This window comes from Halomonas sp. CH40, from assembly GCA_041875495.1.
Lineage (GTDB): Bacteria > Pseudomonadota > Gammaproteobacteria > Pseudomonadales > Halomonadaceae > Vreelandella.
Window position 1 is genome coordinate 3573347 of the sequence record CP112982.1, and the last position, 25503, is coordinate 3598849.

21 protein-coding genes are annotated in these 25503 nt (G+C 54.6%); 6 read left to right on the forward strand and 15 right to left on the reverse strand.

The window, feature by feature from the left end:
* Positions 1-70: 70 nt before the first annotated feature.
* Both ubiA and OR573_16310 read right to left on the reverse strand, forming a co-directional pair.
* Positions 71-961 carry a 4-hydroxybenzoate octaprenyltransferase gene (gene ubiA, locus OR573_16305; GenBank protein XGA80011.1) on the reverse strand — a complete coding sequence of 297 codons (891 nt, stop codon included), beginning with the start codon at positions 959-961 and terminating at the stop codon, positions 71-73.
* A gap of 80 nt (positions 962-1041) precedes the next feature.
* Positions 1042-1587 (reverse strand): chorismate lyase, encoded by a 546-nt coding sequence (locus tag OR573_16310; GenBank protein ID XGA80012.1) that lies wholly within the window; start codon positions 1585-1587, stop codon positions 1042-1044.
* Between the two features lie 185 nt (positions 1588-1772).
* Between OR573_16310 and OR573_16315 the strand changes: the two genes are divergently transcribed.
* From OR573_16315 to yccS, 4 genes are all read left to right on the forward strand, one after another.
* The gene (locus OR573_16315) at positions 1773-2993 is read left to right on the forward strand and encodes an FAD-dependent oxidoreductase (protein ID XGA80013.1); all 1221 of its coding nucleotides are present in this window, start codon (positions 1773-1775) and stop codon (positions 2991-2993) included.
* A 118-nt stretch (positions 2994-3111) separates the two neighbouring features.
* Entirely contained in the window at positions 3112-3384 is a 273-nt protein-coding gene (locus OR573_16320; protein ID XGA80014.1) for an HU family DNA-binding protein, read from the forward strand.
* Complete coding sequence (locus OR573_16325; protein ID XGA80015.1) at positions 3384-3740, forward strand: hypothetical protein; 357 nt, start codon at positions 3384-3386, stop codon at positions 3738-3740. The genes OR573_16320 and OR573_16325 overlap by 1 nt, the downstream gene beginning before the upstream one ends.
* Positions 3741-3922: 182 nt before the next feature.
* Positions 3923-6112, forward strand: a complete 2190-nt coding sequence (gene yccS, locus OR573_16330) for a YccS family putative transporter (GenBank protein ID XGA80016.1) — start codon at positions 3923-3925, stop codon at positions 6110-6112.
* Between the two features lie 6 nt (positions 6113-6118).
* On the opposite strand, the gene recG is transcribed toward yccS, so the two are convergent.
* Entirely contained in the window at positions 6119-8197 is a 2079-nt protein-coding gene (gene recG / locus OR573_16335; GenBank protein ID XGA80017.1) for an ATP-dependent DNA helicase RecG, read from the reverse strand.
* On the reverse strand, positions 8194-9123 hold the full coding sequence (locus OR573_16340) for a hydrogen peroxide-inducible genes activator (GenBank protein XGA80018.1): 930 nt from the start codon (positions 9121-9123) through the stop codon (positions 8194-8196). The genes recG and OR573_16340 overlap by 4 nt, the downstream gene beginning before the upstream one ends.
* Before the next feature lie 161 nt (positions 9124-9284).
* Here OR573_16340 and OR573_16345 point away from each other — a divergent pair, with 161 nt between their 5' ends.
* Positions 9285-10172 (forward strand): SDR family oxidoreductase, encoded by an 888-nt coding sequence (locus OR573_16345; GenBank protein XGA80019.1) that lies wholly within the window; start codon positions 9285-9287, stop codon positions 10170-10172.
* A gap of 9 nt (positions 10173-10181) precedes the next feature.
* Here the strand turns inward: OR573_16345 and OR573_16350 are convergent, their stop codons facing one another.
* The 4 genes from OR573_16350 to gmk all read right to left on the reverse strand — a co-directional run bounded on the left by OR573_16350 (position 10182) and on the right by gmk (position 13761).
* A complete protein-coding gene (locus OR573_16350) occupies positions 10182-10571 on the reverse strand; it encodes a RidA family protein (GenBank protein XGA80020.1) in 390 nt (129 codons plus the stop codon).
* 41 nt (positions 10572-10612) lie between these two features.
* Positions 10613-12739 (reverse strand): bifunctional (p)ppGpp synthetase/guanosine-3',5'-bis(diphosphate) 3'-pyrophosphohydrolase, encoded by a 2127-nt coding sequence (locus tag OR573_16355; GenBank protein XGA80021.1) that lies wholly within the window; start codon positions 12737-12739, stop codon positions 10613-10615.
* Between the two features lie 21 nt (positions 12740-12760).
* Positions 12761-13018, reverse strand: coding sequence for a DNA-directed RNA polymerase subunit omega (gene rpoZ, locus OR573_16360; protein ID XGA80022.1), 258 nt, complete (start codon positions 13016-13018; stop codon positions 12761-12763).
* Between the two features lie 110 nt (positions 13019-13128).
* Positions 13129-13761, reverse strand: coding sequence for a guanylate kinase (gene gmk, locus OR573_16365; protein XGA80023.1), 633 nt, complete (start codon positions 13759-13761; stop codon positions 13129-13131).
* Between the two features lie 163 nt (positions 13762-13924).
* Here gmk and OR573_16370 point away from each other — a divergent pair, with 163 nt between their 5' ends.
* Positions 13925-14524: a DNA-3-methyladenine glycosylase 2 family protein gene (locus tag OR573_16370; protein ID XGA81779.1), complete on the forward strand. Its 600-nt coding sequence runs from the start codon at positions 13925-13927 to the stop codon at positions 14522-14524.
* A gap of 3 nt (positions 14525-14527) precedes the next feature.
* Here OR573_16370 and OR573_16375 read toward each other — a convergent pair whose 3' ends face one another.
* The 7 genes from OR573_16375 to OR573_16405 all read right to left on the reverse strand — a co-directional run bounded on the left by OR573_16375 (position 14528) and on the right by OR573_16405 (position 25498).
* Positions 14528-15106: a histidine phosphatase family protein gene (locus OR573_16375; protein XGA80024.1), complete on the reverse strand. Its 579-nt coding sequence runs from the start codon at positions 15104-15106 to the stop codon at positions 14528-14530.
* 237 nt (positions 15107-15343) lie between these two features.
* Entirely contained in the window at positions 15344-17263 is a 1920-nt protein-coding gene (locus OR573_16380) for a DUF4214 domain-containing protein (GenBank protein ID XGA80025.1), read from the reverse strand.
* A gap of 106 nt (positions 17264-17369) precedes the next feature.
* Positions 17370-19274, reverse strand: coding sequence for a DUF4214 domain-containing protein (locus OR573_16385; protein XGA80026.1), 1905 nt, complete (start codon positions 19272-19274; stop codon positions 17370-17372).
* A 155-nt stretch (positions 19275-19429) separates the two neighbouring features.
* A complete protein-coding gene (locus OR573_16390; protein XGA80027.1) occupies positions 19430-20242 on the reverse strand; it encodes a SapC family protein in 813 nt (270 codons plus the stop codon).
* 174 nt (positions 20243-20416) lie between these two features.
* The gene (locus OR573_16395) at positions 20417-23050 is read right to left on the reverse strand and encodes a DUF4214 domain-containing protein (protein XGA80028.1); all 2634 of its coding nucleotides are present in this window, start codon (positions 23048-23050) and stop codon (positions 20417-20419) included.
* A 688-nt stretch (positions 23051-23738) separates the two neighbouring features.
* Positions 23739-24761 carry a glycosyltransferase family 4 protein gene (locus OR573_16400; protein ID XGA80029.1) on the reverse strand — a complete coding sequence of 341 codons (1023 nt, stop codon included), beginning with the start codon at positions 24759-24761 and terminating at the stop codon, positions 23739-23741.
* Positions 24758-25498 carry a DUF4214 domain-containing protein gene (locus OR573_16405; protein ID XGA80030.1) on the reverse strand — a complete coding sequence of 247 codons (741 nt, stop codon included), beginning with the start codon at positions 25496-25498 and terminating at the stop codon, positions 24758-24760. Before OR573_16405 ends, OR573_16400 begins: the two co-directional genes overlap by 4 nt.
* Between the last annotated feature and the right edge of the window lie 5 nt (positions 25499-25503).

Below are 25503 nucleotides of genomic sequence, written 5' to 3' on the forward strand. Positions count from 1 at the left end.
AAGACATTTCCATGACGATCACACCATGACTTGATGACATTTAGATGACAAAGGGGCTATTCGCGCAGGTTTAAACCACCGTCGGCCATAAACTTAGCGCGATACCGGCAAATACCAGCAGCCCCGACCAGTGGTTATTGAGAAAGGCCTGAAAGCAGCGTTCACGCTCGCGCCCACGAATCAAAACCTGCTGGTGTGCAAAGGTCGCCGCCATGGCAGTCAGCCCCAGCCAGAAAAACCCACCCAACCCCAGCCGCCAGCCAACCGTTGCCAGAAGGCCCAGCGTTGCCAGTTGCAGAAGGCCAATGATCAAGCGGTCAGCCTGGCCAAACAGTACCGCCGTGGACTTGATGCCGATTTTAAGATCATCGTCACGATCCACCATGGCATATTCGGTGTCATAGGCCACCGTCCACAGCAGGTTGGCGCAAAACAGCAGCCAGCCTTCCAGGGGGACATAGCCCAGCACAGCGCCGCAGGCCATGGGGATCGCCCAGGAAAACGCTGCTCCCAGCACCACCTGCGGGAAATGGGTATAACGCTTCATGAAGGGGTAGATAAACGCCAGCACCACACCGCCAATCGATAGCAGAATTGTAAACAGATTGGTAAATAACACCAGCACAAAGGCCACCGCTACCAGCCCCACAAACAGCAGCTGGGCTTCACGCTCACTGATGCGCCCATTCGCCAGCGGGCGGTTTTGGGTGCGTTTGACATGGCCGTCGAAATGCCGGTCGGCGTAGTCATTCACCACACAGCCCGCTGCGCGCATGGCATAGACACCGCCAGTAAAAATCAACAGTAGCCCGCGTTCAGGCACGCCCTCAGCCGCCAGCCACAGAGCCCATAGGGTTGGCCACATCAACAACCAGGTGCCAATTGGACGATCAAGCCGGGTAAGCTGCAGAAAATCCGGTAGGCGGGCAAGCCCACCAGGGCGCAGAAGCGAACGATCCATGCTGACTCCATTAATAAAGTGTGCGTGCGGAACCCGGGTACTCAAACGCCAGGGCAGTCAAAAATGTGAACCCTGATAGCCTAGCGTGAAGGGCCTTCCAGTGCATCAGCCATGGCGGTCAGAAAATGCTCTTGTACCAGCAGGGACATACCGGCGTGGTAAAAACATGACCGCCGCCCCCACAGGCCGCTGGCCGCCACAAAGCGCGGCGCATGACAGCTAACCTCGATCGGTCCGCGACGCAGATCCGCCTGCTGAAATAGCCAGCTGCCCAGCGAGCGCTCCCCCAGCCTTTCCAGGCGCTGGCCATGAAGTTGGCTAAGCGGGGCCACCGAGCGCGCCACCACCCAAGGCGTATCGTCCAGGCACAGGGCCACTTCGCGCAGCCAGACATAACGCCTCAGGGGCAGCCCCAGCGCTGTGGCCTCATCCACACTGGGATAACCCACCCCCTGGCGCAGCACCCGAACACGAAAGCGCCGCCCCTTGCCTGCGCTCACCAGACGCGCCGTCAAGGAATCCGTCGACGCCACCCAATGCCACCAGAAGGCCGACATGGCCGGACGCGCAGCCGCTGCAGGCACCCAGCGAACGGGCAGTTGCAGCGCATGTGATTGCAGTGTCATGGCATGTCTTGGAAGCGTTGCGTTCAAAATCTGGCTCTTTAAGATCAATGGTTAGCGGTGTCGGTTATCCAACACGATCAATCGCCTTGATAGACCCCGCCATGAGAGCGCTAGTGTACCATGATGAGACGTTCTGCCATGGGGCACGATGACGCTCTGATAACGCCACTTCAACAGGGAACAGCATGTCTACTGACGCCGATTTAGTGATTGTGGGTACGGGCATGGCAGGTATTGGCCTGGCCCGAGCATTACGCCGTGCAGGGGATACCCGTTCGATTACCCTGATCAGCAGCGACAGCGGTGATGATTACAGCAAACCGCTGCTTTCGACCGGCTTTGCCAAAAACCTGCCGCCTGCCCGTCTTGCCCAGCGCGGTGCCGAGGCACTGGCCGAAGAACTCGACGCCAGGGTACTGGCAACCACCCAGGTCACGGCCATTGACCCCGAGGCCCACCAGTTAACACTCCAGCCAGGCCATGACACCACAAGCGGCCAGCCAGCGCCGCTGAATTACACTTACCGTACTCTGGTGCTGGCCACAGGTGCCGCGCCGCGTATGCCGTTTCAGCTGCCGGATACCTGTGCGTCACGCTGCTTCACCATCAATGATCTTGACGATTACCGCCACTTCCACGCAGCCCTTGGCGACGCCCCTGCGCGGGTAGCGATTATCGGCGCCGGGCTTGTCGGCTGCGAGTTTGCCAATGACCTTCATGCCGGTGGACATCAGGTCACTCTGATAGCGCCGGAGCGCGCGCCCTTGCCGCGCCTGCTGCCGGAACGCCTGGGTGACGCCCTGGCCGAGGCCTTCAGCACAGCGGGGATCAGCTTGGCGCTTGAGCACACCCTGAGCGACATTACCTGCCGCGACGCCGATACGCTTCACCTTACGCTGGCGCCCGCCAACTCTGGCAGCAATAACGACAATACCCACGTCGAGGCTGATATTGTGTTGATGGCCACCGGCCTTGCGCCACGTAGCGCCCTGGCCGAGGCCGCCGGGCTGGACGTTTCAGCACGGGGCATTACGGTTGACCGCACCCTGCAAACCAGCCACCCAGATATCTATGCACTAGGCGATGTGGCCTGCATTGACGGGGTCAACGCCATGTATGTGCAACCGCTGCAGGCCAGCGCTCAAGCGCTTGCCACCACGCTGGGCGGCACGCCCACGCCGGTTCATTTCGGCGCCTGGCCGGTACTGGTCAAAACCCCGCTACTGCCAGTGGTTGCCTATCCGCCCCAGACGACGCCCGTCCACTGGAAAATCGACGCCGACGGTCACAACATGACCGCACTGGCGGAAGATAACAGCGGCAATCTGGTTGGCTTTGCGTTGACAGGCCACTGCGTACGTCAGAAGGTGGCCCTTTCCAGAGCGGCTCCCGCACTGCTAGGCTAACCCTGATAAGGCATAGGATTTTAGCGAAACACTATATGACACTTGAACGCTGTTTTTTGCGGTCAAATTCAACTACCGTTTGAACTGTCTATTTTGACCACTTTAATGGAGACTGATAATGCGCAAACCTGAACTTGCGGCCGCGATTGCCCAAAATGCTGATATGTCCAAGGAAAAGGCCGGCCAGGTACTGAATGTGGTACTTGATGAGATTACCAACAGCGTTGCCAAGGGTGAAGACGTTGCCCTGATCGGCTTTGGTACCTTTACGGTACGCGAGCGCGCTGCACGCACTGGCAAAAACCCTCAGACAGGCGCCCCACTGCAGATTCCGGCCAGCAAAAATGTTGCCTTCAAGCCGGGCAAGGCCCTCAAGGATGCTGTTTCCTGATGAAACTCAAGCTGGTGCTATGGCTATTGGGCCTGCTGCTTAAACGTGCCTTGCGTCGCAAGCCGCGTTTTCGCGAAAAGCTTGAGCGCATGCGCCGGTTAGACTGGGGAGTGGCCACCGAAGATCTCAGTATCTGCCGCTACTACCGGATGTCGCCGGAAGGCATCACCTCCGCCAAAGGCCTGCCAGTTGATCTTGATCTGGAGCTGCGCTTTGCAGATGCTGACACCGCGCTTGAGATTTTAAAGAAGCCAACCCAGCAGGCCTTCCTCGATGGCATGATGGCAGACAAGGTCAGGGTAGTCGGTGATTCCGCCGACATGACCAAGTTACAGTCCTTGCTTAAGCACCTTTAACCTCGCGCATTGGCAGTCACAGGCGATGACCGGTAGTCGTGAGTGCCCCGACCACGCCGCTTACCCATAGCGGCGTGGCGATTAGCCAGCTTTCTCTCCTATACTGTACTCTCTGGTTGACGGCAATCATCTCTTAAAGCCCTATGTCATCACCCTGACTGTGGAGTTCAGCTGATCACCTCATGCCCATTACCCTGTCGCTACGTCGCCTTTGGACACTGGATAAATTTGCCTACAGCCTGCGGGTATTTGTGGCCTTCAGTGGTGCCCTGGCGCTGATATCGGTATGGGGCGATATTGGCTTTGTCATCCCGCTGTTTCTGGGCATTATTGCCAGCGCCCTGGCCGAAACCGATGACAGCTGGCAAGGGCGGCTACAGGCGCTGATCGTCACGCTCGTCTGCTTTGCGCTGATTTCCTGGATCATCCGCTGGATTTTCCCCTGGCCGTGGCTGATGGCGTTATGGCTGGCGGGTGCCACCTTTGGCCTGATCATGCTCGGCGCCATTGGCCAGCGCTACGCCACCATCGCTTCCGCCACCCTGATTCTCTCGATCTACTCCATGATCAATATCGAGCAGCACGGCGGCGTGGATGATGATGTCACCCTGCGCCAGCTATTACTGTGGCTGGGCGCTGCCTGGTACGGGCTGATTTCAGTGGTCTGGTGCGCGCTGTTTTCCCGTCAGCCGGTCAAGCTCAGCATGGCGCGCCTGTATAAAGCCTTGGGTAAATACCTGATGCTCAAGGCAGAACTGTTTGAGCCGGTGCGCGGCGTGGATATCGAAGCGCGCCGGATGGCGCTGGCGCGCCAGAATGGCGTGGTCGTGGAAGCCTTGAATCAGGCCAAGGAAATGCTGCTACGACGCATGGAAGGCCAGCGCGGCAGCCGCAAGCTGAACCGTTATCTGCAGGTTTACTTCATCGCCCAGGATATTCACGAACGGGCCAGCTCCACCCATTACCCCTACAGCGCCCTGACCGAGACCTTTTTTCACCATGATGTGCTGTTTCGCTGCCAGCGGCTGCTGGATCAGCAAGGGCTAGCCTGCCGTCGCCTGGCCAAGTCGCTGTTACTCAACCGCACCTTTGACCATCGCCAGAGCGAAGAGGCGCTGGCCGATCTACGCGCCTCGATTGCCAACCTGCGCGACCAGGACAAGCCCGAATGGCGCCCTTTGATGCAACCGCTGAATGCCCTGGCGGATAACCTGACCACGCTGGAAAAACAGATCGCCAGCGCCCACAACCCGGCCGCCAGCCAGCCGCGTCAGGACACCGCCCTGTTCGACCGCTCGCCGGGCAACCTCAAGGAAGCCTGGCAGCGTGTCCGCCTTAACCTGACTTTGGGTTCACCTACCTTTCGACATGCCATACGGCTATCAATTGCCCTGGTCGCGGGCTTTTTACTGCTGCAGTGGCTGGACCCGGAACAGGGCTTCTGGATACTGCTGACCATACTGTTCGTCTGCCGACCCAATTTCGCGACCACCAAGCGCTTCTTGTTCAAACGCATCATTGGCACTGTGCTCGGGCTGATTGTCGGCTGGGCGCTGATCAGCCTGTTTCCCCAACCGGCTATCCAAAGCATGGTGGCGGTTGCCGCCGGGGTGGCGTTTTTTGCCACCCGCGAAAAACACTATCTGGTGGCCACGGCGTCCATCACTCTCTTGGTGCTGTGCGGGTTCAATCAGGTAGGCGACGGTTTTGATCTGATCTGGCCGCGGCTGTTCGATACCCTGATTGGCGCTTTTATTGCCGCATTAGCAATCTTCTTTATCTTCCCCGACTGGCAGGGGCGCAAACTCTACCGCACCGCTGCCAGGGTGATGACCAGCCATCGCCACTATCTGGATGAAATCATTCAGCAATATGCCACCGGCAAGCAGGATGATCTCAGCTACCGGCTGGCGCGGCGCAATGCCCACAACAGCGACGCAGCCTTTTCCAGCCAGGTAAACAACATGCTCCATGAACCGGGCCACTACCGCCGCCAGGATGCGGACAGCGGGCTGCGCTTTCTGCTGCTGTCGAACATACTGCTCAGTCACCTCTCCGCTCTCGGCGCGCACCGCCACCGCATGGCGGACGATGAGGATGACGCCCAGTCAATTCCTGTGGCCAAACGCATCAGCGCTCTGATGGATTATATTGCCGGGCAGCTGGCATCCGGCGAGCCATGCGGCGCCATTGATAAGGATGTGGAACGCCTGCTTGAACATCTCGAAGACCATCCAGCCGCGAATGGCGAGGGAGCCGAGCTTTATCGCCCAGTGCAAAGCCAGCTGCGCCTGATTGCCACCCAGCTGCCCCCTATTGTGGATGTGGCCAACCGGTTGACAGGCAGCGCCTCCCCCAGCCATCGCCACTGAAAACTTTCATACCTGGCCGTAGCGCCCGGCGGCTTCGCCCAGCCAGCGGCGCACCAACACAGCACTCACATGCGGTTCGCCCTGCAGCTCTCGGGCCAGGGCGCTCACTCTGTCAAGCAGGTCGCCATCGCGTTCCAGATCAGCGATTTTCATCTGGGCCAGGCCGGTCTGGCGGGTGCCCAGCACTTCACCTGGCCCGCGAATCTGCAAATCCTTTTCAGCAATCTGAAAGCCGTCATTGGTATCGCGCATCACGCCCAGCCGTTCGCGGGCGCTTTTGGATAGCGGTGAATGATAAAGCAGGACGCAGAAACTCTCGGTACTGCCTCGCCCCACCCGGCCGCGCAGCTGGTGCAGCTGGGAAAGCCCCAGCCGTTCAGGGTTCTCAATGATCATCAGGCTGGCGTTGGGTACATCCACCCCCACTTCAATGACGGTGGTGGCCACCAGCAGATCCAGCTCGCCCGCCTTGAAGGCTGCCATCACCTCGGCTTTTTCAGCGGCCTTCATGCGCCCATGCACCAGGCCAATCGCCAGCTCCGGCAAGGCTTCCGTCAGCTCGTCACGGGTGACTTCAGCCGCCTGGCATTGCAGCGCCTCAGACTCCTCAATCAGGGTACATACCCAGTAAGCCTGACGGCCATCGCCGCAGGCAGTACGAATGCGGGTAACCACTTCCGGGCGACGTTCGTCAGAAACGACCACCGTCTTGACCGGCGTGCGCCCTGGCGGCAACTCGTCAATGATTGAAACATCCAGATCCGCATAGGCGCTCATCGCTAGGGTGCGCGGAATCGGCGTGGCGGTCATGATCAGCTGATGGGGCGTCAGGCCACCGTCGGCGCCTTTCTCACGTAGCGCCAAGCGCTGGTGAACCCCAAAGCGGTGCTGCTCATCGATAATCGCCAGCCCTAGGCGCTGGAAGATCACGTCTTCCTGAAACAGGGCGTGGGTACCCACTACCATCCGCGCGCGTCCATCTGCAATGGCGGCCTTGGTATCCAGCCGTGCCTTGCCCTTGAGCTTGCCAGCCAGCCAGGCAACGTCAATTCCCAGCGGTTCAAACCAGCTCTTGAAAGCCTGGTAATGCTGCTCTGCAAGCAGTTCAGTGGGCGCCATCATCGCTGCCTGACAGCCACCGGAAAGTGCTGACAGGGCCGCCATGGCGGCCACCACCGTCTTGCCGGAGCCCACATCGCCCTGCACCAGGCGCAGCATCGGCGCGGCACGGGCCAGGTCCAGGCCAATTTCTTCAATCACCCGCCCCTGGGCGCCGGTCAGGGCAAAGGGCAGCTGGGCCAGAAAACGCATCTGCAGATTGCGCCCTGTGGGCAGCGCGGGGGCGCCGTCTGACTGGATGCGTAGACGCACCTCGCGCAGGCTGAGCTGGTGGGCCAGCAGCTCCTCAAGCGCCAGCCGCCGGGTGGCAGGATGCTGACCCTGGGCCAGCTGCTCCAGATCCATCTCCGGCGGCGGCTGGTGAAGAAGATGCAAACTGGCATGCAGGCCGGGCAGGTTGAAGCGCGCCAATAACGCTGCGGGAATCACATCCGGCAGAGCCTCAGGGTGGGCATCCAGCTGGGCGAGCGCCTGTTGGGTCAGCGCCCGCAAGCGGGCCTGATTGAGCCCTTCGGTCGTCGGGTAGATAGGGGTAAAGTACTCTTCTACCGGGGCTGCGCCAGCGCTGGTCAAACGGTATTCAGGATGATAGATCTCCAACCCCGTTGCACCCGCCCGAGCTTCTCCAAAGGCACGCACTCGCACGCCAGGGCGCAATTGCTGCTGTTGGGCGGGCGCAAAATGAAAGAACCGCAGGCTCAAAATGCCGCTGCCATCACTCAGCCGGATGAGCAGGCTGCGCCGCCGCCCTTTCACCACATCGCTGGCCGTTACCTCGCCCTCGATCACCGCTTCCTGACCGGCATGCAGGCTGCCGATCGGCGTCAGCCGGGTGCGATCCTGATAACGCAGCGGGAGATGAAACAGCAGGTCACTGATCTTCTCTATGCCCAGCCGTCCAAGCTTCAGCGCCAGGGCTTCACCGACGCCTTTAAGTGCCGTGACGGGCGCTTCCAGGCTACTCATGACGGCAGGCCAGTCTCGCAAAGGGGTTTACGGCACTGGGCAATGGCCTGAATCAAGGCATCAATCGCCTTGGGCCGTGGAAAGCTGGCTCGCCAGGCAATCGCGACCGTTCGGGTGGGGGCCGGCGGCGCAAAGGGGCGGCTGACCAGCAGGGTATTTTCGTAGCTCTCCGTACCGAGCGCCGACTGGGGCAAGACGGTAATGCCCAGCCGTGACGCCACCATATGACGAATGGTTTCCAGTGAGCCCCCTTCGGCAATCAGGGTGTTATTGGGGCTGTTGAGCTTATGGGTGATGGCCGGGCAGGCTTCAAGAATCTGGTCGCGGAAACAGTGGCCCTCGCCAAGGAGTAGCAGCCGTTCCTTGAGCAGGTCTTCCTTGTAAATCGTGGCACGCTCCACCCAAGGGTGGTTAGAGGGCATCAGGACTTCGAAATGCTCTTCGTAGATAGGCCGGGTGACAACATCGGTCTCATTGAACGGCAAGGCGACAATAATCACATCCAGCTCACCGCTACGCAGTTTGGCGCGCAGGGTACCGGTCAGCCCTTCTTCGATGTACAGCGGCATCTGCGGGGCGGCAGCGGCTAAAGCCGGCACCAGATGGGGGAAAAGATAAGGCCCGATAGTATAGATGGCACCAATGCGCAAGGGGTTGGCAAGCTGGTCTTTACCGGCGCAGGCCATCGAAAAGATCTGGCTGCTTTGTTCCAGCACCCGCTGCGCCTGGGCAATGATCTTTTCCCCCAGCGGAGTCACCTGTACATTCGACTTGGAGCGCTCAAAGAGCGCCACATCAAGCTCTTCTTCCAGCTTTTTGACCGCCACCGACAGCGTCGGCTGAGAAACGTGGCAACGCTCTGCGGCACGTCCGAAATGACGTTCCTGGGCAAGGGTTACGATATAACGCAGTTCTGTTAAAGTCATAAAGCGCAGTGGCATCCTCTCGTGGCAGTCACTGGTGTCGTCGTCACCCGCGCGACAACGTCCATTGCTGGCCGACCGGCCAACGCCCGCCAACCCTTATAGCATTCTAATAGAGGGAAGCAGGCGCTAATAGGGATACTTTATCGCAGGAGTAAAACCAGATGGGATTCAGCGTATTGATCATTGGCTGTGGCGACATCGGCACAGCCCTTGGGCGCGAGCTGATTGATGAAGGCCATAGCGTCATCGGCGTTCGCCGCCATGTTGAGGCGCTGGAAGGCAGCGGTATCAAGCCTCTGGCGCTTGACCTTGACCACCTTGATGAAGGCGATGCCAAGGCATTGCCCCAGGCAGATTATGTTATCTATACCGTCAGTGCGGACCACTTCGAGGAAGGCGCTTATCAAAGTGCCTACCCTCAGGGCCTGAAGCGCGTACTGAGCGTCCTTGAACGCCAGGAAACACCGCCTAAGCGGGTCTTTTTTGTATCATCAACCAGCGTTTATGGTCAGCAGGAAGGCGAAACCGTCAATGAGCAGAGTCCGACCGACGCGTCGGGCTTTTCGGGTGTATTGATGTGTCAGGCCGAACAGGCGTTGATCAACCATCGGTTACCCGGCAGTGTGGTGCGCTTTTCCGGCATTTATGGGCCGGGGCGCGACCGCCTTATTCGCCAGGTGGCTGAAGGGCGCGTCGCGGCGGTTACGCCCGTGATGTATTCCAACCGTATTCATCGTGATGATTGCGCAGGGATTCTCAAACACCTGATGTACTGCGACCAGCAGGGCCAGGCCCTGGAAGACATCTATCTGGGCAGCGATTGCGAACCCGCCGCCCTGCATGACGTGATGACCTGGATTGCGAAACAGCTCAAGGTAGAAGCAACAGAAACCGTGCAATCGCCGCTGCGCCGTCGGGCCAGCAAGCGCTGCGATAGTTCCCGTGTGGTCAACAGTGGCTATACCTTTCGCTACCCGAGCTTCCGGGAAGGCTATCAGCAGGTATTGAAGGAAGGCGGCTTTCTTGACGCCTCTCCGTCAACATCCTGAAGAACCCGATCAGTCGCCGACGATCATCACCGCTTCGGCTTCTACCTGGGCATCCTTGGGCAGCGCCTTGACGCCTACCGCTGCCCGCGCTGGGTAAGGCGCGGTGAAGAATTCTTCCATCACCTTGTTGACGATGGCAAAGTTGCCCAGATCAACCAGATAGAGGTTCAGCTTGACGATATCCTGCAGCGAGCCTGCTGCTTCTTCACAGACGGCCTGCAGGTTGCTGAATACCTGACGGGCCTGGGCTTCAAAGTCGTCCGAGACAATTTCCATGGTTTCCGGGTTCAGCGGAATCTGGCCAGACATATAGACAGTATTACCTGCCTTGATTGCCTGAGAGTAAGGGCCGATCGCTGCCGGTGCCTTTTCAGTATTGATAACGGCTTTATTGCTCATCTTGAGCACTCCTTAAGAGGTTGGACAGTAGGAAAAAAGACTTACTTGCCCAAGCGGGTAATTTTGCCCACATTGGGGAGATTGCGCAGACGCTTGATAATCCGGGCCAGATGGACGCGCCCTTTGACGGCCAGCGTCAGGTTGACGGTGGAAAGGCGTTCATCGCGCTCTTCAATACTGATACGTTCTATGTTGGCGTCGGCATCAGTCACCAGGGCAGCAAGTTCCGCGACCAGGCCACGACGGCTTTCAATTTCCAGACGCAGCGCAACCGGGAAGTCATCATCGATACTTGCCGACCATTCCAGAGTATATAGCTTGTCCGGATCGTGCTTATCGATAATGTTTCTGCATTCGGCACGATGCACCACCAAGCCTTTGCCCATGGAAAGATAGCCGACAATGGCATCCCCAGGCAGTGGATGACAGCAGCGGGCAAAGCTTGTCACCATGCCCTCACTTCCGCTGATCACCACAGGTTCACCGTTATTGACCTGATGAGCGTGGGCGCCTTCGCCTTCCGCCATGTCCACGCAACGCCGCGCGACGACATGAGCTACTCGCTCACCCAGGCCGATGGATTCAAGCAGCGAATTCAGATCATCTACATCAAGCTCTTTCAGTACGCGCTCGATGACGCCTTCCTCCAACTCTTCCAGGCTAAGTTCAAACGCCGCCAGCGATTTGTTCAGCAAACGCCGCCCCAGCTGAAGGGCTTCCGCCTGCTGTTGGTGCTTGAGGGCATGGCGAATGGCGGAGCGTGCCTTGGCGGTGCTGACAAAATTAAGCCAGGCAACGTTAGGGCGCGCCGCCGGCGCCGTAATGATTTCAAGCGTCTGGCCGCTTTCCAGGCGGGTTGAAAGAGGCGCCAGCTTGCGGTCAATTCGGCAGGCAATGCATTTGTTGCCGATATCGGTGTGCACAAAGTAGGCAAAATCAATCACGGTGGCGCCTTGGGGCAGCTCCATGATGTCGCCTTTGGGGGTGAAAACGTATATATCGTCGGGGAAAAGATCGTTTTTGACATGTTCGATAAATTCCAGCGAGTCACCTGCATGGCGCTGCATTTCGAGCAGACCCTTGACCCAGGCCCGAGCGCGGGCGCGGCTGCCTTCAGCAATCGGATGTGCTGTTTGCCCCGCCTTGTAGAGCCAGTGGGCCGCGATGCCGTTATTCGCCATGGCTTCCATTTCACGGGTACGGATCTGCACTTCAATCGGCATGCCCCGCGAGCCAAAAAGCGTGGTGTGCAGGCTTTGGTAACCGTTAGCCTTGGGAATCGCAATGTAATCTTTAAAGCGCCCCGGCACAGGTTTGAAGAGATTATGCACAACCCCCAGAATGCGATAGCAGTTGGCAACATCATCCGTCACGATCCGAAAGCCAAACACATCCATGATTTCCGCAAAGGGTTTACGCTGGTCGCGCATTTTGCGGTAAATCGACAGCAGATGCTTCTGCCGCCCCATAACGGTACTGTTCAACCCTTCATTATCCAGGCTTTGCTGCAGGGTAGCCTGGATCTCACGCATGGCGCTGCGCCGATGGCCACGCGCACTGGACACCGCCCGCTTGATACGTTCGGCACGCATCGGATAAATGGCCTGGAAGGAAAGGTCTTCCAACTCAACGCGGATGGTATTGATCCCCAGACGACCGGCAATGCGGGCGTAGATTTCCAGGGTTTCGCGGGCGATACGGCGCTTTTTATCCGGGCGCAGCGCACCCAGCGTGCGCATGTTATGCAGACGGTCTGCCAGTTTGACGATAATCACGCGAATATCCCGCGACATCGCCAGTACCATTTTCTGGAAGTTTTCCGCCTGGGCAACCGCCTTGTCTTCAAAGGTGATCTGGGTCAGTTTGGAAACCCCGTCAACCAGCTCAGCGACCGGTGTGCCGAACTGTGCTTCCAGGGCAGGCTTGTCGACACCGGTATCTTCAATCACATCATGCAGCATGGCGGCCATCAGGCTTTGATGATCCATGTGCATGTTAGCCAGGATATTGGCGACTGCCAGCGGATGCGTTACATAAGCTTCACCCGAGCGGCGGCGCTGACCGTCGTGAGCCTGTTCTGCATAGTAAAAGGCGCGCTTAACCTGCTGAATCTCATCTGCGGGCAGGTAACCCCCAAGACGATCGGCCAGGTCATCAATCGTAAACATGCAACGCGCCTCACATAGCTATCAATCGTCGGTGGAAACAGTCGCATCAGCTGCCGGACGTCGCGGCGCAGCCTCGACAGGCTCATCCAATACGCTATGATTAACCAGACCGGCGGCAATTTCGCGCAGCGCCATCACGGTGGGCTTGTCGTTTTCCCAGGGCAGCTGGGCTTCCCGGGAGCCGCGCGCCAGCTGGCGGGCTCGCTGGGTGGAAATCATCACCAGCTTGAAACGGTTTTCAACATGATCCAGGCAATCTTCAACGGTAACTCGTGCCATAAATAAAGCGCCTTCCTGTAATAACGGCGGCAAGCCAGCCAGCGCAATCACCTAAGGGTATCAGCGCGGGCCAACTCGATAGACTAAAAAGATATCCAGAACCCGATAGATTACTCGACGCTGGCCTGCTGTGACAAGAGTGCAGCCAATAATGGTGCATGCCGATCACGCATTGAGGCCAAGGTCAGACGCTGACTGATCACCAGCGACCTGAGCTCTTCCAGCGCCGTGGTGAAATCATCATTGACGACCAGGTAGTCATACTCATCGTAATGAGACATCTCACTGACGGCATCGCGCATGCGCCGGGCTATCACAGCATGCTCATCGGTGCCGCGGCTGGCCAGGCGATTCTCGAGTTCATGCAGCGATGGCGGCATGATAAAAATCGAGACAGCATGCTTGACCTGCTCACGCACCTGCCGCGCACCCTGCCAGTCAATTTCCAGAATCACGTCCTGGCCTGCATCCAGGAGTACCTGAACGGCCTGACGGGAGGTGCCATAATAGTGGTCAAATACCTGGGCGTATTCAAAAAAACCGCCCTGTTGAATCATGGCTTCAAAACCGGCCACATCGGTAAAGTGATAGTTAACGCCGTTGACTTCACCTTCGCGCCGCGCACGGGTGGTATGCGAGACTGACACCTGAAGGCCATCAAGGCTTTCGATCAGTTCACGCACCAGGCTGGTTTTACCGGCGCCCGATGGGGCAGAAACAACAAAAAGCGTACCTTGGGACATGCAGCGCTTCCCTATTGGCTAAGGAACTTAAAGGTAACCAGTGCAATCAGCCCTGGCGACACCTCCAGATCAAGTAGGTTGTATTGCACTATAAAGCAGCATTATCGCACAACCATGCGCCCGACTGTAGCACAGGGCAAGGAGAGACCGCGTGACACCCACCATGATCCACCAGGGCATGCAGGCGCTCGCCAAAGCGGACCCAGACGTTGCCAAAGCGACTTCTTGGGTAGGCACGCCGCCAGCACGTGAACGGGAAAAAGGCTTTGAGGCGTTTTTCGCCACCATTGTCAGTCAGCAGATATCAACGGCGGCAGCCAGCGCTATTCTCCAGCGCCTTCGTGATCAGTTACCTGAACTGAACGCTGAGGCCGTCATGGCCATTGATGCCCAACGCCTGCGCGATGCAGGGCTTTCCTGGCGCAAGGTGGATTATGCCAAAGGGCTGGCGGCGGCAACGCTGGACGGCGATTTTGACGCCCAGGCCCTGGAAAGCATGGATGACGCCACCGCGATTCAGGCCATCACGGCACTGCGCGGATTCGGCCGCTGGAGCGCTGAAATTTACCTGATGTTTTCCCTCAAGCGCGCTGATATCTTTCCCGCCGATGACCTGGCACTACGCGTCGCCCTGGGGCGACTCAAGGGGCTGGAGAAACGCCCGACACCCGGCCAGGCACGCGCACTGGTTGAGCATTGGGCGCCGTGGCGCAGCGTTGGCGCGCTGTTTCTGTGGCATTATTATCGCGGCGCGCCAGCATAGCACTTAGCGCACATCCGTAAGCCGCCCGATCACCGTGAGCTCACCGTCTTCAGGCTGCACAACCACCATATCCCCAGAGGCGACGCCGCCGCCCACCAGGGCGGTTATATTCACCTGATGAGTGACCAGCAATAGGTTGCCGGAGCCCTGCCAATCCAGTATCTGCTGGCGAGCTTCCCGGGTTCGCTGTTCGCGGGCATAACGTTCACTGGCAATAAAGAAAGAGTCCAGCCAGTCCACCGTCTGCACATCCCCCAGCGCCATTAACTCAGCGGTCTCCAGCACACGGCACCAGTGCGAGGAATAGATGGCATCAACAGGGATACTGCGTTGCCGAAAAGCATCACCAATGGCCGCAGCCTGAGCGCGCCCCTGGTCTGAAAGATTGCGCTGGGTGGCGCAGTCATCGCGGTTGAAGTTATCAGGATCGCCCACGCCAGGGGCCAGTGCATGGCGCATAAGAATGACTTGCCCACCTTCCTGTAACGCTTGCCAGGCAGAGGTATTCGCCATACTGGTGGAAGAACCCAACAGGGCGATTGACAGCAGTAAAAGGCCAACAAACCCACGCAGCACACCCATGGCTACCCCCCCTAACGGCTACAGCATCAAAAGGCCCACTTGGTGCTGCTTAGATGAGCGGTACGAAAGGCACATTGATACACCCGGTCAAAGCAAGAGACGCCGCCAAAATCAGTAAAAAACGCATGGTGATCCTTAAATATGATTGTGAATTGAAGTTGCGTCTGATGACGCCTAACGGGCAAATGATACCATCCATGGTACCCGAAGAACCTCTGCCAATAGTGTAAAAAACCCCTAACCCAGCAGGTAAGTATCCAGGTCGGTTCCTACGCCTATAATACCGTCATCTAGGTTACGCAGAAGATAGTCATCCACGTCATCCTGACTGGCTTGCTGGAATTCTTCAGACTCTGTGAACGCTAGCACCAGATCGCCTAGCGTTACGTTATCTGCCTGCAACTGGTTTTGCCAGTATTGCTCACCTTCAGGGTCCGGGGCACGTTCCAGCACCTGACGGTATAAGGTATCCAGCACTCTATCAGCGGTAAGTTCGCTGGCATCCCCAAGAAACTCTTCACTATCAAGGAAGTTTTCTGCCAGTGTTACCAGGCCTTCTTCCTCCTGCCCCTCTTCCAGCCAGTACTCAAAACCGTCGCGATCCGGTACGCGATCAAGCACCCCGCTATACAGGCGTACAATAGACTCTGCCAGTCGGTGTTCCTGGGCCGATATATTGCTATCAAAGCCCAGTTCAGCAGGGTTCATACTTTCTAGATTAACGCCCCAAGTCAGCAGCTTGGTGCCCTGCACCAAGGGGTAACTTGACGTTATGTATTCTTCAGAATCCGTAAACGACAGTGCAATATCAGCTTTATCAGCGTCATCACTCAACATAGTATTGAGCCAGTACACCCGCCCTTCGCCGTCCGCGTTGCGTCCCAGCACATTCTGATAAAGCGCGTCGATAAAGCCTGCATTGCCGCCTCCCAGCCGATCAACAAGAGAGGTAAATTCTGCTGATGTCACAAAGCTTTGCGAAAGCTCGTACAGGCTGTTGCCGGTATTCAGCTGGGTAACCCAGTACTCCAGGCCTTCTTTATCTGCTGTACGCCCCAACATGCCGGTATAAAGCCGAATCACTGGGTCAAGCGTTTCATTCAGCTCAGGAAAACGCCGGTAGGCGTCAGTATTAGCCAATTCTGCAGACAGTGCTTCAGGCCAGCTCCAGCCGCGATCTTCCAGAAGTGCTGTAAAGGTATTGATAGTCGCCTGTCTGGGATCAATGCTAGGGTCGGGGTCGGGGTCGGGTTCTGGCTCTGGCTCTGGCTCTGGCTCGGGCTCGGGCTCGGGCTCAGGATCAGGCTCAGGTTCTGGCTCTGGGGCAGGCTCCGGTTCTGGCTCCGGTTCTGGCTCTGGCTCCGGTTCTGGCTCTGGCTCCGGTTCTGGCTCTGGCTCTGGTTCGGGCTCTGGCTCTGGTTCTGGTTCGGGCTCTGGCTCTGGTTCTGGCTCTGGCTCGGGTTCTGGCTCTGGCTCGGGTTCTTCAAGCGAATCGATAAGACTATCGTTCCCCGCAATCCACGACTGCAATGTTGCGTACTGCCCCTCAACCAGGGTTGCCCAACTCTGAGTTGATACCACACCCATCACTTGCGGTGAACTGCCTGACATCGTCCATACCGGGCTTCCACTGCTGCCCGCATTGATCTCAAAATTATCCAGCAGCGCGACATCATAAATCGAGTCTCGATCCACCTGACCACTGCCTTCCATCATGCGGGGCTGGCCATTTTCACGGTAGTTACCGGGGTAGCCGGTTACCTGATAGGTTTCGTCGGGTTCAAAATCAGCCAGTTCTAGCCAGCCAAGTGTGTCACCCAATGCATCACCAAGACCAATAACCGCTAGATCCGACTGACTTTCTGACTTTGACAAGAAACCAGCATTACGTGGATCAAGCTCAAAGTAGTCGAGGGTTTCTCCACTCACTGTTCCAAAGGGGCGGGCACTAGCGTCGCGGCCCAATGTAATATCCACACTTGTTGCCTGCCCCCCCATCGCCGGGTCATATACCAGGTGAGCTGATGTTAGAATATCATTGCGGCCCACCAAGGAGCCTGAGCCATACACCCGCGTGCCGTCTGGAAAGCTCGCCTCGATATAGGCCATCGCAGAGTACGGGAACTCACTATTTTCATCACCAATATAACGCGGCATAGAACGTTTTTTACCCAGAAGGTTAAAAAACATTAATAGTAACAGCAGAGTTCCCGCATTATTGGCCGATCAACGGCAGTATCTTCAGGTATTTTGAGCGCTTATGTTATCCCAACAAATAAGATTCCAGGTCGGTCTCTACACCTATCAACTCCGTCTGAAGGTGTTCATTCAGATAATCGTCCACCTCTGATTGGCTACTTTGCTGAAATTCCTGGGATTCAGTAAACGCTAACACCATCTCCCCCATACCAAGATCTTGCTTTTCAAGCTGGTTCATCCAGTAACGCTCACCCGCTGGGTCAGCTTCACGTTCGAGCACCTGGCGATACAGTCTCTCCAACACTTGCGCTGTGGATAACTCATCAGCCCCATTCAAAAATTCTTCGCTGTACAGAAAATCCTCTGCCAACGCCACCAAACCACTTTCCTGCTGACCGGCTTCAAGCCAATGACCAAATCCTTCAGCGTCAGGCGCGCGCCCCAGGACCCCGCTGTAAAGGCGCACAATAGCCTCACCAAGCTGCATCTCCTGAGCGGAAATATCGCTGCCAAACCCCAAGCTGGCAGGGTTCATCTCTGTGAGGTTTACGCCCCAGGTAAGCAGCTTGGTGGCCTGCACCAACGGAAAACTCTCTGTTATATATTCGTCTGAGTCTGTGAAGGAGAGCGCAATCTGGGCTTTTTTATCGTCACCTGCTTCGCCTAACAGCTGGTTTAACCAGTAGACGCGCCCCTGGCTATCCGGCGCGCGTTCCAGCACATTATGGTAAAGCGCATCAATAAAGCCTTCATCACCGCCGCCATGTTGGCTGACCAAAGATGAGAACTCTGTAGAGGTAACAAACGCCTTGGCCAATTCATCTAGGCCATTACCGCTATTCAACTGTTTAACCCAGTATTCAAGCCCCTCTCTGTCTGCCAGCCGTCCCAGCATTCCTGTATAGAGGCGCACCACAGGATCAACACTTTCCTGCAACCCAGGAAAACGCATTAATGTGTCGGTTGATTTCAATTCATGCCCTAGCACTTCACTCCAGCCCCAGCCTTTAGCTTCAAGGAGATCAGCAAGCATGTCGATGGCATCTGGGTCTGGTTCAGCTTGTGGTTCAGGCGCTGCTTTGGGTTCAGGTGCTGCTTTGGGTTCAGGTACTGACCTAGTTTGTGCCTGAGTTTCAGAATCTGATGAAGGTGAGAGTGGCACGGGTTTGGGGTTGGGCTCAGCTGGTTCTGTTTTTTCTGGCTCCAACTCAGCGTCATTAGCATTTTGCCCAGAAGAGGATGTTTCCTCTTCAGTCGCTTGTTCAACCACTTCGCGTGATATCTCTTTACTTGCTGGTATTGGTGAAATGAACGCATCGTTACCATTGATCCAAGACTGAAGCGTCTCGTAGCTGGCTTCCACCAAGGCGGCCCAGCTCAGGGTAGACACGACGCCAGCCAGTTCGATGGTGCTGCCGTTTTGTAACCAGACTGGACTGCCACTGTTACCAGGGCTGGTCGCAAAGCCCTCCAGCGCAATCAGGTCGTAATAATGATGCTTACTTGCTGTGCCTCCAGCTTCTACCATCCTGGCTCCCTGGGCATCAAAATGTTTGCCTGGATATCCAGTGATCTTATAGTCAACCTCCTGCGAAAAAGGCGTAAGTTCAAACCAGCCCAGCTCATCACCTACCGCATGCTCAAGCCCGATAACAGCTAGGTCTTTCTGGCTTTCTGATTGACGAATCGAATTGGGTTCGTCCAGAGCCAGGTTATAGTAATCAAGGCTAACGCCCTGAAATGAATCAAACGGATAGCGATTACCGTCCTTGCCAGGCGCCACCGTTACGTCAATTGCCTGCCCGCCACGCTGGGGGTCATAAATAATATGTGCTGCCGTCAGCACATCGTTAACCCCTACCAAAGCGCCTGAACCGTAGATGGTCGACCCATCGGGAAAGGTTGCCTCAATATACGTCACCGCGGCATAAGGAAACTCATCACTCTCCGCACCAATATAGCGTTCCATGGTCATTTCTCCCTTCCATCAAAATTTTTGTCTACATTAGTTAATGTAGATTATTGATGAAGGGCATGCACGACCTTTTATAAAAAACTTTGCCGCTTGAGTATGAGCTTCACTCCGTTGATGGACCACAATGTAAAAATTAATTCAACTGATCATCAGCTATCAAAATCGAAATGAAAGCTATCATCGCTGTTTAGTAGATCGTTTACATCCTGCTGGTTGATTGCCTCAGCGGCTCTGCTATGCAGGTCTCTTAGCTTGGCAAGATTTTTTAACTGAGGCATGCTCAACAATTGCGAATAAGCCATTTTAAGCGCACCTATTTGCTGAAGGTGCTGTAGCGTATCATCCGGCAATGCATTCATAGCTGTCTCATTAATGCGATAAATCCCTTTAATTGCGACAGTTTTTTCTTCCTGCTTAAAGCTCATTGGCCATTCCTGGATCAAGTCAACTGCTTCCAATGCCTCTACGGCTTTCTGGGTTTTCTGACGCCCTTGTGCAGCAGCCTCAAGAAAACGCATGGTGTCATTTAGTTCTTGACTAGGAGACCCTTGTTGATCAAAAAACAACACATCGTCGTCTGTGGGATGCTCGCGTAATAGACCACTATCCAGATTAAAGCACAACACCCGTTTCTCTCGGGCCGAATTTACTCCCAACACAAAAGGATAGCTACGATAATAAGCTGGAGTATAACGACTCATCCATTGCAACGTCTGAGGGTTCAAGTAAAGATTCTGATTGCCTTCCAAGGCTTGCAAAGCTACCAAACGAAAACCATCCAGCTCGCCCTTAGAGGAAGACCTATCACGGATCAAACACACCGGCATCGTGGTTATAACCTGTGACAACTCATCTAATAACACAGGGACAAAACGATCTTGCTGGGCGTGTTCAAAATTTCGCGCACGCTGAAAACCGGCGTTTGCATGTACAGAATGCTGTAGAGGGATGATATTGGGCATTGGAAAATTTTTCCTTTTATAAAATAGCTTCAAAAAGTTATCAGTGCTTAATCTTTATTGTATAAAAAAACAACCAAAAAAAACCCCCGATACGTGACCGGGGGTTTCGTTGTCTCTCAATACAATTAGAGAGAATAGCTAAGCTGAATTACTCAAATAATATCTAAACTGAGATTAGGCAATATTATCAATGGTAAAGGTTTGTTCTTCACCGAAATTGACAGAGCCAATCAAAGAAGCCGAGTTAAACTCGCTGTTACCATTAGCATTGTCTGCTGTCACTTCATAAAGCTTAAACAAGCCATTGCCAGCGGGATTCTCAACCATCATGATTGAATTCTGCTCACCACCACTTAGGTCAGCGTCACGGCTAACAGAGTAGGTGCCATCGCCATTCAAAGCAGAAAGGACTTGACTATCAGTCATGTCACCAAAGCTCAGATTAACAGTGTTGGCAGTGTCCAAAGTTGCAAAATTGGTAAGCACAACACTGTTGGCAGTAAATACGCCATTCTCAACCAGCGTAGTTTCAAGACGATTGCTATCTAGGCTGTTACCGTCCATACCGTCCAACCAAGCGGTGAAATCCAGAATATCTGCACCGTTGGTACCATCGTCAGTAGTTGTGAAGTTCTGGATAGATTTACGGCCAGAATTGCCTTCGGCAAACACGATGGTAGAAGAAGTATCTTCTTCACTAAGAATGATAGTGTCACGACCGCTGCCAGTAGCAATGGTATAAGTACCAGTACCTGTGACGTTGATAGTGTCGTTTCCTGCACCCGTCGTAATGCTGTATGCACCTGCTTCGTTGGTCGGATCAACTGCAGCTTCAGATTCATGCCAGTAGGTAACATCGCCGCCGCCAGTGGCAGAAAAAGTATCTACATTATAGGCGCGGAATGCTTCAGCGGTTTCAGCGTTGTCAGTGTGAAAACCACCGACAGTCAGATCACCCAGGAAGCCGTCAGCATCGACGTTTGACATCTCGGTATGGGCACCTTCCTCATCAGTGCCGAAACCTTCCCGAATAGTCAGGCTAGCAAAGTTATTACCGCCCACGTAATCTTCATGAGTCACGATAGTAACTTCTTCCAGATCATCGTTAGTGGTGCCGATCCACCCAACATTGCTCGGCTTCTCGCTGCCACCCAGAACGTCGACATTGAATACTGGGATACCATCTGAGTTGACACTCTGAGACTTACCGCCAACTTTGACATCGCCACCTTCAGAACCACGACCAACTTTGTGCAGCTCAATGTTGGTAGAAATGATTTCATCGTTCGGGCCTTCCTGACGGTCAGCACGCTCAATACGGTTAGATGCGTATGAACTCGCAACATTTTCAGCTTGATCAATTGTCAGCCAAGCATCACGTGTTTCCAGTGTGTACTCATTGCTGGCGGTCAGAACAATTTCTTCACCTAGACGATTTTGATTGCCATCGTTCCAGACGTTACCGATAGTGAAGCTCAGTGAAGATAGAGCTTCAGCATTATCAGAGTTATCAGCAACTAAAGCTGGCAGGGCAGTTTCATTTAAGTACCCAACCAGTTCCCGCTCAGTTCGGAACTCATCGCCGTAACCCATCGGGTCTTCTTCAATGTACTGCGCTAGATCATAACGCTCACCATCCAGAGCAAACTCCATGCGACGAACGAAGACACCATCCAGACGTAATTCACCGCCGTTTTGATCGTAGCTATCCTGGTTCATCATTTTGAACACGACGCTAGACACACCAAATTCAGTGCGCGGCACTAAGTAATTTTCATCGAAATAAACTACCAGATCAGATGCCACACCACTAGAATTGGCGTTGGACGTATGATCCATACGGAATGTCAACTCAGATGTAGCACGCTTGTTACCCGCTGCATCCAGAGTAGTGATATCCTGAACTACAAGATGAGAATTGCTATTATAGGAACCAAGGTGCTCAACGTCTGTCATGCGAGAAGCATTAAAATAAACTTCTTTTTCATCAATTGTATCAAGAGCATTGATTTCTACATTTTCAATACTTTCGGTAGTCGGGCGAACTGCGCCAGCACCACCGGTTACGAACGCGTCATTGATCAGATCAGCTTTCAGCGTATCGACACCTTCACCACCGTCAAGCACATCACCTGTGTTTAAGGTGTTACCATTGGTAAAGTTAATGGTAGTGATCGGTGCAACAAAGGTGTCGTCCAGATCTGTACCATCAACAGTGTCAGCATTGGCAGTATGGCTGAAAATTTCACCAGATGTATCAATTTCACCGCCAACTTCAGGTTCACCACCTTCAGATGGAATACCTGCAACCCAGTCGCTGGGATCGATACCAGAAACATCTGTATCAGCGTTGACCCCAGCTAGAATGCCAGCAGCATATTCGTCAGCAGCAGTGCCTGAATGCGCTTCGCCAGCAGCAGCGGTGTATAGATCTGCAGCAACTACTTTGTTGGCCAGTGTCGTTGCGTCGGGCGCATCACTGTCAGAAGCACCTTCAACGATAGCCAGAGCGATGGTTGCCAGATCCAATTCGCCACTTTCGAGCTTGCCTGTCCAGAACTCAAGACCTTCCGCTTCAGCATCGCGACCAAACGCCTGCTGATAGATGCCGTTAACCAGCGCTTCGTTATCCAAACCACTGAAACGCTCTGTGTACTCAGCAGAGTTACCAAAAGCGCTAACAACTGATTCGATGCTATTGGCTTCGATTTCTTCTGCCCAGAACTGCAAACCAGCGGCGTCCGCAGGACGGCCGTAGTAAGCGACATAAAGTTGTTGAGCTAGATTCAAATTCTCTTGTGTTGCCATGGGACTATAGTCTCCTCACTGAAAAAAGATACCACCAAATTAAAAATTGATAGCACTTATCTACCTTGAGCGCTCAAGGTATTCGTCGGGTTCCTGATTGCAATACGGCCAACAACTGAATGTTAAATTTTATCAATTGCGTGACACGAATCACTTAAACCTTCTGGAACTCAGCTAATGTAATGTCACCAATAAAATTAAGTCAATGCCAATGAAAAAAACGTCGCCGACAGCACAGCATATTTAATTAAATTATACATTTAACAATTTTTAAATAAGTATAAGCAACTGATTATATTGCTTTATTTTTTCTATTACTGGCTAAACACAATTTTCATCAAAATTAATTTTTAGTGAAAAAAAATACAGCCTTGGCGCAGGAATAAGTAAACAATTATTAAATTTACCGGATCAATAAAAAGCCGTGAAATAACAAGGCCAAAATCAATAGTGATAAAATGAACAACTATTAAATTTTAAAATAGAAAACGATGTAATCAAGAACTATTACGTTCAATTTCGTTAATTATACAGCTCTCATGGAAAACAGGGCGGTAAAAGCTAAAGTCACAGGAAAACAAGAATATACTGGCAGTACATCAGGTCATTAACCGGCAACCCAGATAGCCAACTAAACACGACAACACCTAAACAACACCGTAGACGTCGTTGCGTCCTGTCTTATGCTTCAGGAAACGAGCTTGGCGACCACTCGCTGCCAGGATATGCCAGCCGCCTGGTAGGCTTCTCGTCCTTGTTCGCCCATCTGCTTTGTGCGGCTGCGGTTTACATAGGCGTCATCCAGCGCAGCGGCCAATGTATTGGGGTCTGGTTCACACTGCCAACCGGTCACACCATGCTCTACAAAAGCCGTTGGGCCGCCGCTATCAGTACAGGTAATCACCGCTTTGGATGACAACATGGCTTCCAGTGTGATGTAGCCGTAGTCTTCGTCAAAGGTAGGAAACGCAACGGCTAAGGCGTGCGCATAAAGGGTGCGTTTTTCCTGCTCGGAAATATGGCCCAGCATGCGAATGCGGTGACCTAACCCCAGCCGCTCAATCTGTGCTTCAAGTTGATACCGCTCGCTGCCCTCCCCAGTCAGCAGCAATGTGACAGGAGAACGCGTTAGCGCCATCGCCTCGATCAACAGTGACTGGCGTTTTAGCGGTTCAAGGCGGCTTGGATAAACCACATATCCCCAGTCGTTAGCAGAGTAAAAGTGTTCAGCCTGATAGGGCGGGTGGTAAAGCGGCTCAGCAGTCAAACCGTTATAATGCATCAAGCGTTCGGCAACACGCGGGGAGTTGGCAAACAAGCGTTTGGCGCTAACGAGATGGCGCTGATCAAAAGCCTCTACCTGCGGTTTCAAAGCAGATAACGCTGGGCTTGCCTGTTTTGCATCATAAAGTTCGTAGCAGACGCGATGCTGATGCATCAGCCAGATCACATGCTCAGGGTGCTGTACGCCATAGGTGGGAAATTGTAGGCTGATCACACGATCAACCGCTACATCGTTAGGTGCACTGAGGTCCAACTGTTCGGCAAATGCCATCTGGCGTTCGATTTCCACTTCACCATAATGAAAAGGCAAGCGCAGACATTCCACCTGATGCCCAAAATGTCGCAGCGCCGTCACCAGTCCTTCAACATGATAGTTAGCTCCCCCGGCAATAAAGGGGGTGTGATTAGCCGTCACCAGAATTTTCATGCTGTACCTTCTTCTCTGGCACCCAGCACCTGCTGGGCATGCTGCAAGATGTCTAACATAGCTTGAGCTTGTTCAGCAGTCAGCCAGCGCTGAAAGTCGCTCGACGTTCGTGCATCTTGTACTGTATTAAGCTGCGCTACGATGGCTTTCTGGACATCAGCCATTTCTGACAGGGTATTGGCAAGAGCTCGAAGCTCTTCCTGGCCCACGCCCCGGCGGGCAAGAAGAGCGTAATATTCAGCGTCTTCCCGCCAACGTCGTGCATAACGGCGCCACAGCATGCCGGTACCTACCCGCCAACTCCAAGCCCCCATACGACGCAACCCGGGTAAAGCCATTGATTGCCGCTGCCAACCACTCAACCAGCACAACAGACGGGGTAATTCCAGTTGTTGCTGCTTGATATAGGCTTGAGCTTCATAAGAATGCAAGAGGGTAACCAAAGCAGTGATGCGCCCCTCCTCTGCTACCAACTGACGATAATAATTGGCGCCTTGCGGGTCTGAAGAACGCCCGACCAGAAAGAGATAGGCACGTTCCACGAAGGCTGAATCGTTGAGATGGGCACTCAATAGTTCAGCCAGGCGCGGTGCCTTGGGCTCATAAAGCCTGCCTTGTGCGCTGAAGATCGGTATCAGGCGCGCTTGCCATAGTGTGAGCCAGCTTTCTATGGCTAACGAATCCTGAACGTCGGTTAATGCCGCTTTATCTTTCAGGCGTTTAACCAATCGATCCATGTCTG

What these genes read in the sequence shown, in the direction of transcription:
- ubiA (XGA80011.1), bottom strand. Translation starts at nt 961, where the DNA reads ATGGATCGTTCGCTTCTGCGCCCTGGTGGGCTTGCCCGCCTACCGGAT.
- OR573_16310 (XGA80012.1), bottom strand. Translation starts at nt 1,587, where the DNA reads ATGACACTGCAATCACATGCGCTGCAACTGCCCGTTCGCTGGGTGCCT.
- OR573_16315 (XGA80013.1), top strand. Translation starts at nt 1,773, where the DNA reads ATGTCTACTGACGCCGATTTAGTGATTGTGGGTACGGGCATGGCAGGT.
- OR573_16320 (XGA80014.1), top strand. Translation starts at nt 3,112, where the DNA reads ATGCGCAAACCTGAACTTGCGGCCGCGATTGCCCAAAATGCTGATATG.
- OR573_16325 (XGA80015.1), top strand. Translation starts at nt 3,384, where the DNA reads ATGAAACTCAAGCTGGTGCTATGGCTATTGGGCCTGCTGCTTAAACGT.
- yccS (XGA80016.1), top strand. Translation starts at nt 3,923, where the DNA reads ATGCCCATTACCCTGTCGCTACGTCGCCTTTGGACACTGGATAAATTT.
- recG (XGA80017.1), bottom strand. Translation starts at nt 8,197, where the DNA reads ATGAGTAGCCTGGAAGCGCCCGTCACGGCACTTAAAGGCGTCGGTGAA.
- OR573_16340 (XGA80018.1), bottom strand. Translation starts at nt 9,123, where the DNA reads ATGACTTTAACAGAACTGCGTTATATCGTAACCCTTGCCCAGGAACGT.
- OR573_16345 (XGA80019.1), top strand. Translation starts at nt 9,285, where the DNA reads ATGGGATTCAGCGTATTGATCATTGGCTGTGGCGACATCGGCACAGCC.
- OR573_16350 (XGA80020.1), bottom strand. Translation starts at nt 10,571, where the DNA reads ATGAGCAATAAAGCCGTTATCAATACTGAAAAGGCACCGGCAGCGATC.
- OR573_16355 (XGA80021.1), bottom strand. Translation starts at nt 12,739, where the DNA reads ATGTTTACGATTGATGACCTGGCCGATCGTCTTGGGGGTTACCTGCCC.
- rpoZ (XGA80022.1), bottom strand. Translation starts at nt 13,018, where the DNA reads ATGGCACGAGTTACCGTTGAAGATTGCCTGGATCATGTTGAAAACCGT.
- gmk (XGA80023.1), bottom strand. Translation starts at nt 13,761, where the DNA reads ATGTCCCAAGGTACGCTTTTTGTTGTTTCTGCCCCATCGGGCGCCGGT.
- OR573_16370 (XGA81779.1), top strand. Translation starts at nt 13,925, where the DNA reads ATGATCCACCAGGGCATGCAGGCGCTCGCCAAAGCGGACCCAGACGTT.
- OR573_16375 (XGA80024.1), bottom strand. Translation starts at nt 15,106, where the DNA reads ATGGGTGTGCTGCGTGGGTTTGTTGGCCTTTTACTGCTGTCAATCGCC.
- OR573_16380 (XGA80025.1), bottom strand. Translation starts at nt 17,263, where the DNA reads ATGCCGCGTTATATTGGTGATGAAAATAGTGAGTTCCCGTACTCTGCG.
- OR573_16385 (XGA80026.1), bottom strand. Translation starts at nt 19,274, where the DNA reads ATGGAACGCTATATTGGTGCGGAGAGTGATGAGTTTCCTTATGCCGCG.
- OR573_16390 (XGA80027.1), bottom strand. Translation starts at nt 20,242, where the DNA reads ATGCCCAATATCATCCCTCTACAGCATTCTGTACATGCAAACGCCGGT.
- OR573_16395 (XGA80028.1), bottom strand. Translation starts at nt 23,050, where the DNA reads ATGGCAACACAAGAGAATTTGAATCTAGCTCAACAACTTTATGTCGCT.
- OR573_16400 (XGA80029.1), bottom strand. Translation starts at nt 24,761, where the DNA reads ATGAAAATTCTGGTGACGGCTAATCACACCCCCTTTATTGCCGGGGGA.
- OR573_16405 (XGA80030.1), bottom strand. Translation starts at nt 25,498, where the DNA reads ATGGATCGATTGGTTAAACGCCTGAAAGATAAAGCGGCATTAACCGAC.